The sequence below is a fragment of the Candidatus Nitrosopumilus salarius BD31 genome (assembly GCF_000242875.2).
GTDB classification, from domain to species: Archaea; Thermoproteota; Nitrososphaeria; order Nitrososphaerales; family Nitrosopumilaceae; genus Nitrosopumilus; species Nitrosopumilus salarius.
Genome location: NZ_AEXL02000060.1, coordinates 1 through 15,886, shown reverse-complemented (window position 1 = coordinate 15,886; position 15,886 = coordinate 1). Strand labels below are relative to the sequence as shown.

Annotated in this window: 19 protein-coding genes and 1 tRNA gene; 5 read left to right on the top strand and 15 right to left on the bottom strand. The window is 35.4% G+C overall.

What is annotated here, in order from left to right:
- Positions 1-107: 107 nt before the first annotated feature.
- Positions 108-773 carry a hypothetical protein gene (locus BD31_RS02585; RefSeq protein WP_008298125.1) on the top strand — a complete coding sequence of 222 codons (666 nt, stop codon included), beginning with the start codon at positions 108-110 and terminating at the stop codon, positions 771-773.
- A gap of 3 nt (positions 774-776) precedes the next feature.
- Here the strand turns inward: BD31_RS02585 and BD31_RS02580 are convergent, their stop codons facing one another.
- The 4 genes from BD31_RS02580 to BD31_RS02565 form a co-directional block, all read right to left on the bottom strand.
- The gene (locus BD31_RS02580; RefSeq protein ID WP_008298118.1) at positions 777-983 is read right to left on the bottom strand and encodes a hypothetical protein; all 207 of its coding nucleotides are present in this window, start codon (positions 981-983) and stop codon (positions 777-779) included.
- Between the two features lie 40 nt (positions 984-1,023).
- Entirely contained in the window at positions 1,024-1,203 is a 180-nt protein-coding gene (locus BD31_RS02575; RefSeq protein ID WP_008298105.1) for a hypothetical protein, read from the bottom strand.
- 63 nt (positions 1,204-1,266) lie between these two features.
- Positions 1,267-1,482 (bottom strand): hypothetical protein, encoded by a 216-nt coding sequence (locus tag BD31_RS02570; protein WP_008298114.1) that lies wholly within the window; start codon positions 1,480-1,482, stop codon positions 1,267-1,269.
- A gap of 58 nt (positions 1,483-1,540) precedes the next feature.
- Positions 1,541-2,143, bottom strand: coding sequence for a nitroreductase family protein (locus BD31_RS02565; RefSeq protein ID WP_008298132.1), 603 nt, complete (start codon positions 2,141-2,143; stop codon positions 1,541-1,543).
- Positions 2,144-2,411: 268 nt separating this feature from the next.
- Here BD31_RS02565 and BD31_RS10645 point away from each other — a divergent pair, with 268 nt between their 5' ends.
- Together BD31_RS10645 and BD31_RS10640 are read left to right on the top strand one after the other, a co-directional pair.
- Entirely contained in the window at positions 2,412-2,888 is a 477-nt protein-coding gene (locus BD31_RS10645) for an NAD(P)/FAD-dependent oxidoreductase (protein ID WP_238536043.1), read from the top strand.
- Positions 2,889-2,902: 14 nt separating this feature from the next.
- A complete protein-coding gene (locus BD31_RS10640) occupies positions 2,903-3,445 on the top strand; it encodes a geranylgeranyl reductase family protein (protein WP_008298136.1) in 543 nt (180 codons plus the stop codon).
- On the opposite strand, the gene BD31_RS02555 is transcribed toward BD31_RS10640, so the two are convergent.
- Positions 3,442-4,146, bottom strand: coding sequence for a YkgJ family cysteine cluster protein (locus tag BD31_RS02555; protein ID WP_008298139.1), 705 nt, complete (start codon positions 4,144-4,146; stop codon positions 3,442-3,444). The two genes, BD31_RS10640 and BD31_RS02555, sit on opposite strands and share 4 nt — an antisense overlap.
- Positions 4,147-4,181: 35 nt before the next feature.
- Here BD31_RS02555 and BD31_RS02550 point away from each other — a divergent pair, with 35 nt between their 5' ends.
- A complete protein-coding gene (locus BD31_RS02550) occupies positions 4,182-4,502 on the top strand; it encodes a hypothetical protein (protein ID WP_008298109.1) in 321 nt (106 codons plus the stop codon).
- Positions 4,503-4,612: 110 nt separating this feature from the next.
- Positions 4,613-4,700: transfer RNA gene (locus BD31_RS02545), tRNA-Gln, on the top strand.
- 13 nt (positions 4,701-4,713) lie between these two features.
- Here the strand turns inward: BD31_RS02545 and BD31_RS02540 are convergent.
- The 10 genes from BD31_RS02540 to rpoB form a co-directional block, all read right to left on the bottom strand.
- Entirely contained in the window at positions 4,714-5,313 is a 600-nt protein-coding gene (locus BD31_RS02540) for a 30S ribosomal protein S7 (RefSeq protein WP_008298130.1), read from the bottom strand.
- A gap of 2 nt (positions 5,314-5,315) precedes the next feature.
- Positions 5,316-5,753 (bottom strand): 30S ribosomal protein S12, encoded by a 438-nt coding sequence (locus tag BD31_RS02535; RefSeq protein WP_008298119.1) that lies wholly within the window; start codon positions 5,751-5,753, stop codon positions 5,316-5,318.
- A gap of 3 nt (positions 5,754-5,756) precedes the next feature.
- Positions 5,757-6,221 (bottom strand): NusA-like transcription termination signal-binding factor, encoded by a 465-nt coding sequence (locus BD31_RS02530; RefSeq protein WP_008298134.1) that lies wholly within the window; start codon positions 6,219-6,221, stop codon positions 5,757-5,759.
- A 64-nt stretch (positions 6,222-6,285) separates the two neighbouring features.
- On the bottom strand, positions 6,286-6,609 hold the full coding sequence (locus BD31_RS02525; protein ID WP_008298111.1) for a ribosomal L7Ae/L30e/S12e/Gadd45 family protein: 324 nt from the start codon (positions 6,607-6,609) through the stop codon (positions 6,286-6,288).
- A 75-nt stretch (positions 6,610-6,684) separates the two neighbouring features.
- The gene (locus BD31_RS10635) at positions 6,685-7,014 is read right to left on the bottom strand and encodes a tetratricopeptide repeat protein (protein ID WP_008298128.1); all 330 of its coding nucleotides are present in this window, start codon (positions 7,012-7,014) and stop codon (positions 6,685-6,687) included.
- Positions 7,004-8,311 (bottom strand): tetratricopeptide repeat protein, encoded by a 1,308-nt coding sequence (locus BD31_RS02520; protein WP_008298121.1) that lies wholly within the window; start codon positions 8,309-8,311, stop codon positions 7,004-7,006. The genes BD31_RS10635 and BD31_RS02520 overlap by 11 nt, the downstream gene beginning before the upstream one ends.
- 51 nt (positions 8,312-8,362) lie before the next feature.
- Positions 8,363-9,544, bottom strand: a complete 1,182-nt coding sequence (locus BD31_RS02515; RefSeq protein WP_193353377.1) for a hypothetical protein — start codon at positions 9,542-9,544, stop codon at positions 8,363-8,365.
- A 44-nt stretch (positions 9,545-9,588) separates the two neighbouring features.
- Positions 9,589-9,819, bottom strand: coding sequence for an LSM domain-containing protein (locus BD31_RS02510; RefSeq protein WP_048097386.1), 231 nt, complete (start codon positions 9,817-9,819; stop codon positions 9,589-9,591).
- Between the two features lie 9 nt (positions 9,820-9,828).
- A complete protein-coding gene (locus BD31_RS02505; RefSeq protein ID WP_008298103.1) occupies positions 9,829-13,620 on the bottom strand; it encodes a DNA-directed RNA polymerase subunit A' in 3,792 nt (1,263 codons plus the stop codon).
- Positions 13,620-15,683 (bottom strand): DNA-directed RNA polymerase subunit B, encoded by a 2,064-nt coding sequence (gene rpoB, locus BD31_RS02500; RefSeq protein WP_238536044.1) that lies wholly within the window; start codon positions 15,681-15,683, stop codon positions 13,620-13,622. The genes BD31_RS02505 and rpoB overlap by 1 nt, the downstream gene beginning before the upstream one ends.
- Between the last annotated feature and the right edge of the window lie 203 nt (positions 15,684-15,886).

Below are 15,886 nucleotides of genomic sequence, written 5' to 3'. Positions count from 1 at the left end.
TATACATTTTAGATCCTAACGGATACGAGATAGAGCTCAGTGAGATTTCTGGCGGCGGGTTATAGAATATCAACAGGCTTAAGTTTACAATTCTCGCAACAAAATCTGTGGCAGATTCAAACTATCAAGCTGTTTTAGTAATTCTAAACGATATAGAGGCTAATGGACTGTACAAATTTAACAAAGAGTATCACGATGAGGAATTTTTCATTAATTTCATAGAATTTGAAAAGTCATTTACCAACTCTTTTGAGAAGGTAATCCAAAAAATAGATGCATTTGAGACTGAAAAAGACGAGATAGTCTTCTTTGCAGTTTATTCCTTAATGTTATATGTCAATTCTCATCTTCAAGTATTTGAGAAATTTCTAAAAATCATCATAAATTCTGCAATGATCAAGGGGAGTTTTGATGAAGACACATCACTGAGTCAGATGATTAGAAAAATATGCAACAAGATGCAGTACACTGAGAAATTGAAAAACTCAATCAGAGGATTGTTCTTAGTTGATTTCAGAGATGCGATAGCGCACCAGAAATACATAATTAAAGACGGCGCAATTACGATATATCCCAAAGATCAGAGAGAGCAAATTACACTGAATGAGTTGTATGATGATGCCCTGCAGGTCAGATCAATGTTTCATGCAATGCTTGACTGGGCAGACGCTACAGAAAAACCCAAAACAAAAAAGGCTATACTAGATAATACAATAAATGATCTGATACACCAGGTCAACACATTAGATAAAAAACTAGACAGATTAAGTTAGATTTTATTTTTCTTGCAGCTTGAGAATCGCCTTTTTAATCTTCTCAATGTTTGTACTCCAAATTTTGATCATCTTTTCCTCGTTTGCAATTTCCTTCTCGGTTCCTTTTCCATAGAGATCTTCCTTTTTAGATAGATGAGATTTGAGATTGTTTTGCGCTTCAACTAGTTTCTTTTGTTGATACTCTAGAACTTTTTTTGCAAAGCCCATTGATTTTCTTTAAGAATATGGAACTTAAGCGTTTAGAGTTCTAAACTCCAAATGAGTTTGATTTGCATCTTGGACACTCTGAGCCATCTGTTTTGAGCCCACATTTTGTACAATGAATTTCTATTCCCGCTATTTCATGAGGATTAGTTTTTGATACCTTGATTATCAAAATCACTGCAAGTAAAACTCCTATCGCAATTCCAATCCATACTAGCACCATAACATTCTATACTATTCATGTCTTAAAAACCAGCAATTCTATAATCATTCTGAAAATTACGTATTATTTTTTTTCTTGGTTTAGGATATCAAGAATTTCAGTATTGCTCTTAATCCATGTCTTTAGATATGCATAAAATAAATTCTCCAAGTCATCAACTAGTCCTTCTAGTCGTGGGTCTGAGCGTATATCAGCAAGCTGTTCATCAAGATTCTCCAGTATTACTTTGAGTCCCTGGTTTGATATCTCCAGTTTCTTGATTGCGTCCTCTACCGCCACAGTATATCAAAAAAACATCATAGATAATAAATGATATTCATTTTAAATAAAGACAAGTTTAGAATTTGTTCTCAAAAACTATATCAGATAGCGGTAGTTGTCCACCTCGCGGAGATGCTTCTTTAGTCTTCTTTCCCACAACTACCATCATAGATATGACATGATCTGCAGGCAGGTTAATCATTTTCCCAACTGCGTCATAATCAAAGCCCTTCATAGGACATGTGTCATACCCCATAGACTTTGCTGCAAGCATTATTGTCTGAGCTGCCATGCCACAAGAACGCATTGCCTCGTCTCGCTGTTGTTGCAGATTGTCACGATAAGAGTTTCTTAATGATTCAACTAAAGCATTGCGTGGCTCTGGAGGAATGTTTGCCCAGTATCTTTCAGGTTTTTTATCCCAGGAATTCAAGTCCGCACATAAAACTATCACAAGTGATGCATCAGATACTTGCTGTTGTCCATGAGATAGCGCAGATAGCTTGTCTTTGATGCTTTGATCAGTTACTGTAACAAATCTCCAGTTTTGAATATTGTATGATGTTGGAGATAACACTGCAAGCTCCAAGAGTTTGTTGATTTCGTCTTGAGTCATCTTGTGGTTTTTATCAAAGCTTTTCACAGAGCGTCGTTGAGCTATAGCATCAAATGTATCCATGACACACTAAAAAAAATACCAAATTTAAAAGGTGAGTGAGCTTAAGATCAACTCCTAAAGGACGTTGATGACAGCTCATCGCTTAAGATCAGTGACGGCAAGTCTTCTGATGAGAGCGATTGTCTTAAGGTCTGAAACATTTGTAATCAGACGACAGACTACCTTTTCAAACAAACTATGTGATTTTGATATTTAACCAGCACTACTGTTTTCTACTAGTGATAATTATCTACACTAGAAAAATTTCCAGATAGTGTATTTATTAGGCATGACTCAATCGCAGGTTATCTTGAAGATCGCAGTGATGGGAATGGGTGTTGCAGGTTCTTATCTCATGGCCAGACTAAAAGACTCTGAACATGAAGTAGTAGGTTATGAAAGAAATGTTGAGGAAAAACATGATTCCATTTGCGCATGGGGAACAATCAAACCAGTGCTGAGAGAGTTTTGTAAAAAAACTGGAAGAAACTTTGATGACTTTCTAATCCATGATGGCAAAAATATGCATGTCAAGATGAATGATGATGTAAAATTTGATATCGGATTAAAAGGATTATGCACGTATGACAAACTTGCTTTGATTAAAGATTTCATTAAAGACTCCAAGATAATTTACGGCCAAGCACCAAAGTTAGAAGAATTAGAAAAAGAATACGATATGATAGTTGACTGTACTGGATTTAACAGAGTTTATCTTCCAAAACTAAAGGAGGATTTTTCCTGCCAACATACGAATACAAAGTAGAATATGAAAATGGCTTGCCATATGATGACTTTTACATTGAGCCATTTCCTGGGATGTCAGGATATTTTTGGTATTTCCCATTGGGTGAGAAATGGGCACATATTGGCGCAGGGGATTACAATAAACAACACATCAAGGCAACTGACGATTTCTTGAAAAAACATGGAGGTAAAGTAGTTGCAACAAAGGGTCGTCCCATCAGACTTGCAACACCTGACAGATGTAAGCCATACTATTCAGGTAAAGTAGTAGGGGTTGGAGAATCAATTGGAACAGTTTATGCATTGTTAGGTGAAGGAATTATTCCATCAATGCAATGCGTTGACATATTCTTGGAGAACATGAATGATTTTAAGGCATACGAGAAAGCAGTTGAAAAACACTACAAAGTGTATGCCAAAGTGTTTAATTTTGTAAGAGCTAAAATTCACAAAGACTTTAGTTTCTTCAAAGCACTGCCAGACTTTATCTCAATATTTAGATACATGAAAAAGAACGAGGATAGATTCGGAATGGATATTAAAATTGCTGACCTGATGAAAGTAGCTAAAGCCTAACTGAAACTAACAGAACTGAATCCTTCTCTACTTGTTCTATTTGATGCCATGTTGTAATCATAAATTGTCTTTGAGTACTCTTTGAACTCTTCTTTCATAGGATCCAAATTTTCTGCCAAGTAAAATCCAGGACAATCACCTGTGAATTGATATGTTGCATGGACACGTGCCTTTCCCTTTTCGTTCTCAAGCCAGCTTGAAAATGGATACAAATAGCACACTCCAGGTCTGTCTGGATGCATGCTACAACCTCCCTTCTCATCCAGGAATCTACAAGATATGTGGGTTCCATCATCATCTTCTGTCTCATCTGTTTTTCTTTTCAGGTTGATTGTAGTCATTGTAGTCATCTGACCAGATGGACCAGGTTCTTGATATGTAACAGTTAGAGTTTCATTTTTTATAAAATCAGATGGCTTTTGGTATTTCAAACCCTTTCCAATTGTGATCAAATCATCAGATGTCAACGGGAGTCTTCCTTGTCTGTCACAGCAATTATGACAATCAGGCCAGTAGCATTTCCACAAGATGTATTTTTTTTCAGAATTCAGATATGGTACATGAAACACTACATCTTTTACTTTGATTGGATAGTCAGAGACATCGGTAATTTTACCCAGCATAAATTCTCGCAGAATTGGATCTACAGTCCAATCTTTTTCTAACAAATTCAGAGATTCTTCAATTTCTTTTTGTGACAACTATTAAGTTATAACATCATTTGCAGATGTTATTAATGTTGAGTGAAAAAGGAAAATATGCCTCAGCAACAGAGAACAGAAGATTTGTCTGGAGTGAAATCATTTGGCCTTTGATTTTAGAAATTAATGATGTGGCATTTTCATTAAAACAATTTCAAAAGAAAAGAGAACAAGTATGCAAAGAGAGGAACATATCAATTACAATTCCATCAAGAGGACTAGCATCATTGATTCAAAAAGGAATTTTGCTAAAAGAAAGAGACATCTATTCAATTCATTTCAGATTGATTCCATACATGCGATTAAAAGCAGACTGTGACTATGGAACTGCAATTCACGAAGTTAGGATAAAGTGATTGCAGTGAAAGACAATTAGAATTCCGTGAAAAATAATAGATGGTTCAAATTTTGACATTAAACATTGCAACAAATGATTATATGCTAAATAGTTAGGGTTTATTTCAGTAGCCCGATAGTCTAGTGGTCAAGGATTCTGCCCTCTGGATCTCAAGAGTGGATAGGCGGAGACGGCAGTTCGAATCTGCCTCGGGCTACTGGAAAAATTTTCTATCTAGATGCTTGTGCAATACGCTCTAATTCGTTCTTCTTTTTTACGGAAGGGGCGTTAGGATCATTTGATGCTGCAAGCATTAATTGCTCTGCCATGTGTTCTTCAATGGGTTTTGGATTTGAGAAAGTTGATTCCTTGATTGCATCTGCGATAAATTTCAAAGCCAAGTCAACTCTTCGGATTGGAGCAACATCAACTGAGACATGGTAAACTGTACCACCATATACGATTCTAGTTGTATCCTCGTTTGGTGCAGAAAATTCAACTGCTCTAACAAGAATTTCAACTGGATTTTGGCCAGTTTTAAGTGCTATAATATCAAATGCGGTTTTTACAGTGTTGAGTAGTTTTGTTTTTTTACCAGTCATTCTACCAGTGTTCTTTGCATATTTCTTTCCAAAGTGCATTGTCTTGTTGATTAATCTCTCAACAATGTTAACGTCAGCTTTGTTGAATCTCTTTAGTGCAGAGCGACCATAAGTGTAAGGTAGAATTTGTTTTCTCAAAGAGATAGCAGTTTTTAATCCAGGATCTTTTACTTCAATGTTAGATAAATCCCATTTTCTAAATAGCAATAAATTTTTAGTTTCAGCCATTTCTATCTTCTTGGTTTCTCCTTCTTTCCAATCACTAATTCATGAAGCGATGTACCGTTAACTTTGAAAACTTTGAATCTTACACCAGGAATATCTCCCATTGCACCGCCTTGAGTTGCACCCATTCCTTGAATGTGAACCTCATCGTGTTCATCAATAAAGTTCATGGCGCCGTCTCGTGGCAAGAATGCTGTAACTGTTTTACCATTTTTGATTAATTGAACTCTAACACATTTTCGGATAGCAGAGTTTGGTTGTTTTGCTGCAATACCAACTTTTTCTAAAACAATACCTCTAGCTTGTGGAGCCCCTCCAAGTGGATCAGCCTTTTTATCAATACCAAGCTTTCTTCTTTTGTAAGTTGAGATAGCCCATCGTTGTGTCTTCTTTTTAGAAGTCAAAACTCTACCAGCAAATAATCCAAGTGGTGATTTTCTCATATATTACATCTCCAAAGTAGCACGTTCAGGACTGTTAATCAACACACTGCTAATATCAAAATATCGTTTTGCAAGTAGTCTTGCTTTCTCAGCATTTCTGCCTTCTCTTCCAACAACGATTCCTTTCTTTCTTGGGTCGACCATAACGATTGCCTGTTTTGAACCATCTGCTCGTGTATTTATTTTTACTTCTGAGATTAGTTTTGAATTGAGCAAAGTAGACAAAAATTTTGCCGGATCCTCATCGAATTCAACCAATTCTACATTTCTTTTAACAATATTTTGTAAGGATTTGATGTGAATACCACCCTTGCCGATTGCAAGGCCCATCTTACCAGAATTAACTACAAAAATCACTCTATCTTGTTTTTCATCTTCAACACAATCACGGGCTGTTGCACCAGTTACATTTTGGAAAAGAGACATCATACGCATCTGATCAGTTGTTAGTTTAATTGATTGTGTCATTAGAATTCCTATTTATCTCCGAACAAGAAAAGTCTCATTTAAACTTACATTACAGAAAATATGATTATTCATTTTTTTCCTCAGCTTCTGTATCTTTTAAAATTGATTTGATGTTTGCATCATCGATAGATGTAAATGATATTGTTGAGATTCTAAATTGCAAGCCGCATAATCTTCCCAATGCGACTGATGTTCCTTGAAAGTTTACTAGAGGTATTTTTTCTTTTTTTGCATCTGATTCAATTTGCTCGAGTGTTTCTTTTTTTACTGAACGAGACAATACAATTAGCTTGGAATTTTTTAGAGAGTTCAAAACTTGTTTAGTACCCATTGTTAATGCATCTTCTTTTCGGGCATCTCTTAATGATTTTTCAAGTATCTTACTCATGTTGTTACCTTATGTCGATCGTCATGACAGGGCTTTATAGGTTTATTGAAAAACTGTGAGTATTTTAAAAATAAATCAGTTCATAAATCCAAATAGAGAGCCCAAAGTAGAAAATACAAGACTTAATTCGTTAATAAAGTCGGTTGGTTCTTGTTTTTTCTGATTGTTGGGAATAATTTTTTCAGATTCAGAAGATTCGGCATAAGCGATATTTTCAATATTAGAATCTGTTGATGCGTGGTCTGAATCAGTAACATCTGCGTTTAGTAATAGAACAGTATCAAGGTTTTTTCGGGCGGTTAGATAGTCAGGGTTTTTCTCTAAAATTTGATCATACAATGCAATAGCATTATCAAAATTCCCTAGATTTGCAAGGGCATTTGCTTTGTTATTTTTAGCAGGCAAAAAAATCAGGATTAATTTTTATTGCCTGATCATAGTACGTTATTGCCTCCGAATAATATCCTAATTTTCCAAGGGCGGATCCCTTATTTACAAGGATTTCAACATCATTAGGTTGTTTGATCAAGAACTCGTTAAAAAAATTCAGAGAACTATCAAATTTACATAGTCTGTACAATGCAGGTCCCATTCCATCATAGTACGAAATTGTGTCAGTCAAGATGCTATGATCACATTCTAAATTAATTTCGTTCAACATTATTCCAAGTTCTATGTCCTCAACAGACAGATTATTTTGTTTTTTAATTTCTTTTTTGTCATCAATTTTGTTTGGAGTGTTTTTTTCATCAATAATTTTTGTTTTGAGTATTTCTGGAACATTTGTTTTTTGAGATGGAATGCTTTTTGAAACAGATTTGGTTATAGTGTTGTCAGTATTTGATTGTGAATCATTTGTTTTAGAAACATCAGAATCATTGTTTGGAGTTTCTTGTTCAGATGATATGTTTGGAGACTTTGTGACAACATCATCACTAGTTTTAGTTATTTGTACTTCGGTAGATTCAATGATTTCTTTTTCAGGGTTTGGTATTGGATCTTCAATTATTTCTTGTGGAATTTTGTAATAATCAAAAAAAGATATTGCCTCTGTTTCACCATAGTGAGCTTTTACTGAATATGTTCCATCAACTCTGAAATTAACTCCAGATTTAACAAGAAAACTTGTAGAGAATTCCAAATTAGAATCAACTGAGCCAAAGTAAAATCCACCAGGCATTCCAAAGGGATCATAAATTCCAATTAACACAGATGGGGAATCTAATGCAGAAACAAGACCAGTGATTTTAATTACATCATTGTCAGTGTATTGTTTTTTCTCAGTGTATAGTAATATTACTTCAGGTTCCTCAAAGGTTTCAATAAGAATTTCAGGTTCAAAATCCAAATTATCTATTGTAAAATAATAATTTTCGGAGATTTTTCCATAGCTTATCTTTACTGTATATTCTCCAGATTTCTCATAAAAAGGAGATTCTAAAACAAAGCTTTTTGAAAATGTATTATCAGGTGAAATATCCAAATTATTGGCCGACAAGATTTTTCCATCCGGATCATAAATGCTCATTGCAATTACAGGCATTCCAAATTCTAGGATATCTCCGGATATAGTGATCAAATCACCACTGCTGTATAACGACTTGTCAAAATTTACGGTAAATGATTCAGCAAAGACATCTTCAAAAATCAACGGAGTCAATACGGTTAACACTAGAGTAATTGCTGCAAAGTATCCTAACACACGACTAGAAACGTAATTTTCTATTTAATAATCACGTAGAAATTATACTTTTCATTCAACAATAATTGTCGCGTTCATTAGATCAGATAGAGGTGTTGGATCATTTAGAGAACTCCAAACAAATGTTTCGATATGATATGTTCCAAATTTTTTAGGGGTCCAAGATTGTGAAACATCTAAACTTTGGTTGGATGAGAGCTCACCTTGAATCCACGAAATTGATTCTACTGAATTATCTGCGTTCTTTACTTGAAAGAGATAAACAAACTTTTGATTATATTCTTGATTATTTTGTATGGTACCAACTATTTGCAACTGAGTGTCCTCTGAAAAAGAATCTAGTTGATTTGCAAAACTGTCAGAGAAAGTAATTGGCAAACTTGTCAAACGTTCAATTGGCGGAATTGATGAATCAACTATTGCAAAATCTTCGATTTGCATATTGTCGGATTTGGAAAAGGGTTTTGGTAATGTATAATCGTCATATTTTGCAGTTATTTTGTCTCCTGGTAGAGCATAAAGCCTATTTCCACTTGAGGGCGAAGTTTGAGATAAAGACACTGTTCCAATAAAAGAGCCAGAGGTTTCAGATGTTTCTATTCCTTCAATTTCAATTCCTGCTGAATCAGAATCTGAGAATATTTGTATCTGGATATGATCCAATGCCTCTGGATTAAGATTCATGTCAGGATCAATTACACGAATCATTGCAGAAGTATCAGATAAGAAAATTTCTTTAAGAAACGAAATAGTTCCCACATTCCAACTAACAGGGACAGACTCAACTAGCACTACACCATCTGCAAATTTAAAAGATATAGTTACTGAAGAATCTCTATCAACTTCTAAAAATCCACTTGTAGGACCATTACCAGTAGTCCTTGGCATGGTATCAATGTCTCCATCACCATTTGCATCATGTGCAAAACCTGTAAGAATCACCTCAGCTGTAAATATTCCAGAATTGACATCAGTTTCTGTAAATCTGTAAGATTTCAGAGAGTGCTCAGATGTACCAATAATTATCGGATGTGTTGAACTATCACCAATTGAATCAATTAGATTTCTATCTGTATTCCAGCTTGGTGCAAGAATTGTCATTTTTATTTTGTCAGTCCAAGTGTAGACTGGTTTGTCTGTAAAAATTGGAGCGTATGGATCATTGTAGTTTGGAATTGATTCAGCATATGCAGGAAGCAGGATTAATGGCAATAGTAGGAAAAATATATGCATAATAAAAAATGCGCAATATTGAATTTAATGTTTGATGAGTTTTACTAAGACTCGTCTTCAGGTAAAGAGACTGCTAAGATATTGTCACCACGAAGTAAAATTTTTCCTAGTTTTTCTGTTTTGCCTTCAGATATATCCTCAGCATTATCCAAGGTCAGATTCATGTGTATATCAAAATCAATAAGAGTTCCTTGAACAGTTTTTGTATTTCTCAATCGAAGTAAAACGACTTTATCTTTACTGTTATTCATTAATGTTGTAATTTCGTCTGCCATAATTATCATCTATTTTTTCTTGCTTACTTGCATGTACAAATCAACAGTACCACTACCTATTGGAATGTTGCTTCCAACAATGACGTTTTCAGTGATTCCTTTGAGGTGTTCAATTTCTCCACCAAGTGCAGCATGTGCAATTGTTGGGACTGTGATTTCGAATGCGGCTCTTGCAAGAACACTATCTTTAGTACCAGCAATACCATGTCTACCGATTTGTTGCATGTAACCTCTTGAGCACATCAAATCAGATACTAACATAATGTATCTATTATCAACTTCTAATCCTTGGTCTCCCAAAGTATTGTTAAGTTCATCAATCAAGGAATTTCTTGCAGCTTCAATACCCAAAGTTCCTGCAATTTCAAAGACGTTGTTTGTTCTGACATTTCTTTTATCAATTCCTTTAACTTCAAGTACTTTGGCAATGTTAGAACCAGTTGTTTGGATTACCCATTCATCATCTTTTTGAACTAGTGTAACACGTTCAATGTCTGGAACTCCTTTTACTGTAGTGTTTAGAACTTTATTTCTAATTGCAATTACAGTTGCAGTATCAGATTCTTCAACTAGTTTTAATGTGATTAATTCGCCTGTTGTTTCCATTTTGAATTTCTTGTTGGATGCAAGTGAGGCCTCAACTTCTGCAATAGAGCAGCCTCTTTCTTTTAGTCTATTTGGACTCAAGATTAATGTGATTTGAGTAGAATAGTCAGTTTCACTGTTAGAAATTAATGCACTTACTTTTGTTTGTAAAACATTTCTTGCAACTTCAATGGCTTTTTCTCTAGACTTCTTTGATTCTTCATCAAGATAGATATCCATAGTAGGAGTAACTGGTTTCTTTCTAGCATCAACTAGTTCAATTAATCTTGGCAATCCTAATGTTACGTTTCTTTCTTTAATTCCCGCAAAGTGGAATGTTCTCAATGTCATCTGAGTACCAGGTTCACCAATTGATTGTGCAGTGATAATTCCTACTGCTTGACCAGGCTCTACTTTTGCTTTGTTGTATAGTGAAAGTCCTTTCTTACAAACTGCTTCAACGCCATCTTTACTGAGATTAGAATTCAACAATGCTTCAGTTACAAGCGAGGTTAATCTAGGATTGAATGTCTTTGTGTATTTTTTAGCAAGAACTTCAATCTCATCTTTTGTTGCCTTCTTTCCAGAATCTGTAATGGTTTGCGATTCTGCCAATCTGCTTGGGTTGAATGCTTCACCATGATCACTTTTTTGTACATCTATTCCATCTTCACCATAAAGAAACTGGACAATGTGACCATGAGGATCTCTTACAGTTCCATCATATTCTAGTCTAATGTGCTCTAATGCGTTAATCAATCTACGTTGCATGTAACCACTTTGTTGCGTTCTAACTGCTGTATCTACAAGTCCTTCACGACCTCCCATTGCGTGGAAAAAGAATTCTAATGCTGAAAGACCTTCTCTATAATTTGATTTTACAAATCCATGAGCATCGGGATTACTATCATGTTCTTGAAAATGTGTCAATGCACGGTTTTGGTATCCATCATGTAGTCTATTTCCTCTTCTCGATTGTTGTCCTAATGCACCTGCCATCTGACCTACGTTTAGTGATGAACCTCTAGCACCAGTTGTAGCCATAATTTTTCCAGCATTGGAGTTATCAAGAGAATCATTTGCAGTAGATCCGGCCTTGTCTCTTGCTTTGCCTAACTCATTTACGATATATGCTTCAAGGGCTTCTTCGGCTTTCATACCTCTGGTGAGTTTGAGAGTTCCTTTATCATATTGATCAGTTAAATCAGAAATGACATCATAAGTTCCTTGAATGTCATCGAGAATTTGTTGTTTTTCTTTTTCTGGTACTTCTAGATCACCGAATCCATAACTGAATCCATAACTTGTAATGAATTGTTTTACCATGATTAGAATAGAGTTTAGGAAATTTTTACCAATTGCATTTCCATAGTCTTTTGTAATTCGGTGTAAGACACTTTCTGGTTCTTCTGCACCAATAGATGTTTTGTCAATTACACCGCTAATGAGTTCACCGTTTTTAATTACAACATCTTTTGGGGGACCATTTGTTCCCTTTGACCATTTTGATGTAAGGACATAGTTGAAGTCTTTTGGAAGGAATAGGGAAAATAGTTGTTTTCCTGTATATGCTGGACCATCTTTTGTTTTGGTTGCAGGTTTTGGAAGTGCATCTTTGTAACCACCAAGCATTGCAAGGTTTGAAAATTCTTGAATAGAAAGAGTTGTTCCATCTTTTGTTAGAAGGTATGCACCAGTAACAAAATCTCTAAGTGCTCCAATAATTGGACCACCGTATCTTGGAGAAATTAACTGATCTTGAACTCTCATTAGAAGAATTGCTTCTGCTCTGGCTTCTTCGCTTTGAGGAACGTGAAGGTTCATTTCATCACCATCAAAGTCTGCGTTGTATGGAGGACATACAGATGGGTGTAGTCTGAAAGTCTTACCAGGAAGTACACGTACATAGTGTGCCATAATAGACATTTGGTGAAGTGATGGTTGTCTGTTGAACATCACAATATCACCATCGGCAAGATGTCTTTCAATCAAATATCCAATTTCAAGTGATTCTGCAATAATAGAACGGTCTTCTACGAAATCTAATCTAATCTTTACACCATCAGGTCTCACAATATAGTTTACACCTGGGAATTTCTCTGGTCCGTTAATGACTAGTTTTCTCATTCTTTCAATATTCCATTCTGTAACAATTTCTGGAATAGTTAGTTTCATGGCAACTTGTTCAGGAACTCCTACTTCGGATAAATCTAAGTTAGGATCTGGAGAAATTACAGTTCTACTTGAAAAGTCAACTCTCTTTCCAGATAGTGAACCTCTGAATCTACCTTCTTTTCCTTTTAGTCTTTGAGTTAATGTTTTGAGTGGACGTCCGGAACGATGATGGGCTTGTGGAATTCCAGAAACTTCATTATCAAAGTATGTTGTAGAGTGATACTGTAATAGATCAACTAAATCTTGCACAATCAATGGTGGAGTTCCAGCTTCCTTGCTTTCCTTTAGTCTTTGATTTACTCTAATGATATCTACCATTTTGTGTGTCAAATCATCTTCGGATCTAATTCCTGTTTCAAGAATGATTGATGGTCTAACAGTTACGGGTGGAACAGGTAATGCTTGCAGGATGAACCATTCTGGTCTAGCAGTACGAGGATCATACGATAGTATTTCTAAATCCTCATCAAGAATTTGTGAGAATCTTTCTCTAATTGTAATTGGAAGTAATCTGTGTTCACCGATTTCTGTTTTCTCAACAAAGATAGTAGGTTTTGTAAACACTAACTCGTATTGTGTTTTTCCACAGTGAGGGCATTCTTTTGCTTTTTTTGCTTTTTCAATGATTTGTTCTGGAATACGTTTTTGTGAAATTACAGTGTAAGCAGCATGTTTGTCTTTAATTTTTTTAAATGCATCTAAATCTTCTTGAGGAACTTTGAGTCTTGCACATGAACGACATGTTGATTGAAGCAATTTGTAGATGTTATCAATAAATGCAATGTGCAATATTGGTTCTGCAAGTTCAATATGTCCAAAGTGTCCAGGACATCTTGCAGCAGTATTTCCACATGTAAGACATTTTTGACCTGGCTCAAGAGTACCCAGTCTACCATCCATAAGACCTCCTTGTACTGGCATTCCATCTTCATCATAGGTTTCAGGTGCAGTAATCTCTGCAACAGAGTATTTTCTAATTTCAGTTGGAGACCATACTGAGAATTGAATTCCATCAATTGCTTTAATTGCTTGAACAGACATCAGATTTTCTCCTTGATTAACAAACGTGGTGCAACGTTAAGACTTTGCATCTCTTGTAAGAGTAATTTGAATGCATATGCTACAGATACAGATGAAACTTTGGCTTTGTCCCCACAGACTCTGCAGACATACTTTCTTTGTTTAACATCATGATAAGCTACCAAACCACATCTTTCACATACAAAGATATCAGATTTGTCAGATTCATCTAGCAATCTATCTTTTAAGATCATTGAGGCACCATAAGCAATCAGACAATCTCGCTCCATTTCACCAAACCTCAATCCACCACCTCTTGCTCTTCCTTCAGTTGGTTGTTTAGTTAACATCTGAACTTGTCCACGAGCTCTTGCATGAATTTTATCTGCAACCATGTGGTGAAGTTTTTGATAATATACAACTCCAATAAAGACCTCAACTGGAAATGCTTTTCCAGTTCTTCCATCATACATTATTTCTTTACCAGAATATTTGAAATTGTGTGCATCCATTACTTCTTTAACTTCATCCATTTTTTCTCCAACAAATGCAGAGCCATCAAATCGTTTTCCACGAAATGCTGCAGCTTTACCACAAATTGATTCCATCATCATTCCTACTGTCATTCTTGAAGGGAATGCATGTGGATTAATCAAAACGTCAGGTGAAATTCCTTCTGAAGTGTATGGTAGATCTTCAGCTTTGGCTAAAATTCCAAGTACGCCTTTTTGTCCGTGTCTTGATGCAAATTTATCACCAATCTCAGGAATTCTCATGTCTCTTGCTCTAATCTTGTACATTTTTCCACCTTCGTTAGATTGAGTCATAACTACTGTATCAATAACGCCAGCTTCAGATGGTCTTACACCAATAGAAGTATCTCGTCTGTATGGACCAGATGATTCAAATTCTCTGTATTCTTCCATGAATCTCGGAGGACTGGTTTTTCCAATCAAAATATCTCCTCCTTTAACTGGAGCTTCAGATGCAACTACTCCATCTTCTTCAAGTAATCTGTATGCACGTTCTCCTTTGTAGCCTCTTATGTTATCTTCAGCATTAGGAATTTCAAAGCTGTCTCGCATTCCACCAGGATATTGTTTTGCTTCAGCATCATAGATTCTATAGAAGAAAGTTCTTCCCAATCCTCTGTCAACAGAGGCTTTACTTAATACAATAGCATCTTCAATGTTATAGCCGTCAAATGGTAATACTGCAACAACGCAATTTTGACCAGCAGGTCTGTCTTCTAATCCTAAAAGTTTCATTGCTTTTGTGTTAACTATTGGAACTTGTGGATATAGCATAAAGTGTTGTCTAACATAAGTACTGGTATTCATCATAGGTGTGGAGAAACCTAAACTTTGTTTTGCCATTGCAGATTCGTAAGTGTTTCTTGGAGATTGGTTATGTTCAGGATATGGAATGATAGAAGCTCCTGCACCAAGAATTGCTGGTGAGAATACTTCTAGGTGAGTGTATTTTTTTGTGTCTTTATCATCTAAAGTAACATAACAATTTTCTTCCTCATTTGCATCAATCATCTCCAAGACACCCATTCTCAAAAGATCAGTCCAAGAAAGTAATTTCTTTGAAATTTTATCTAACAATTCAGATGTTAGTAATGGTTTGTTGTCTTTGATAATTATCAATGGTCTTAAGACTCGTCCTGCATTGCAATTCACATAAAGTCTTCTTGTAGAACCTTCAATATCGGATTTATGAAATGAGATTCCAACATGAGGGTGAATCTTTGAGTTTCTTCGTAGTTCTCTAAGTGATTCAGCTAGTTCTGAACCATCTTTGAAATAACCAATTAAACGTCCATCAACAAATACTCTAGTTCCATCTTTTTTGAGTTCTTCTTTTGCATCAAAGAAATGAACGGTGCCAAGATCATAGATTTTTTCTACAATTTCTTCAGATGGTACATTTACAGAAATTATTCCAGATAATGCCAAATTTTTTACAAGACCACAATTAGATCCTTCAGGAGTTTCACTTGGACATATTCTTCCAAAGTGTGTCGCATGCAAATCTCTTGCCTCAAAGTTTGGTTGAGTTCTACTAAGAGGAGATTGAATTCTTCTTAAATGGCTAATTGTTGAAAGATAGTTGGTTCTATCAAGTAATTGAGTTACACCAACACGTCCACGTCCCCAGTTACCAGTTGCAATAGCATTGTTTAGTTTATCAGTAATAATTCCAGGACGAATTGCTGCAGCAACTGCATTAATTCCACGTTTTTTGACCAGATCTTTCTAATTGATATTTCATATCTCTAACT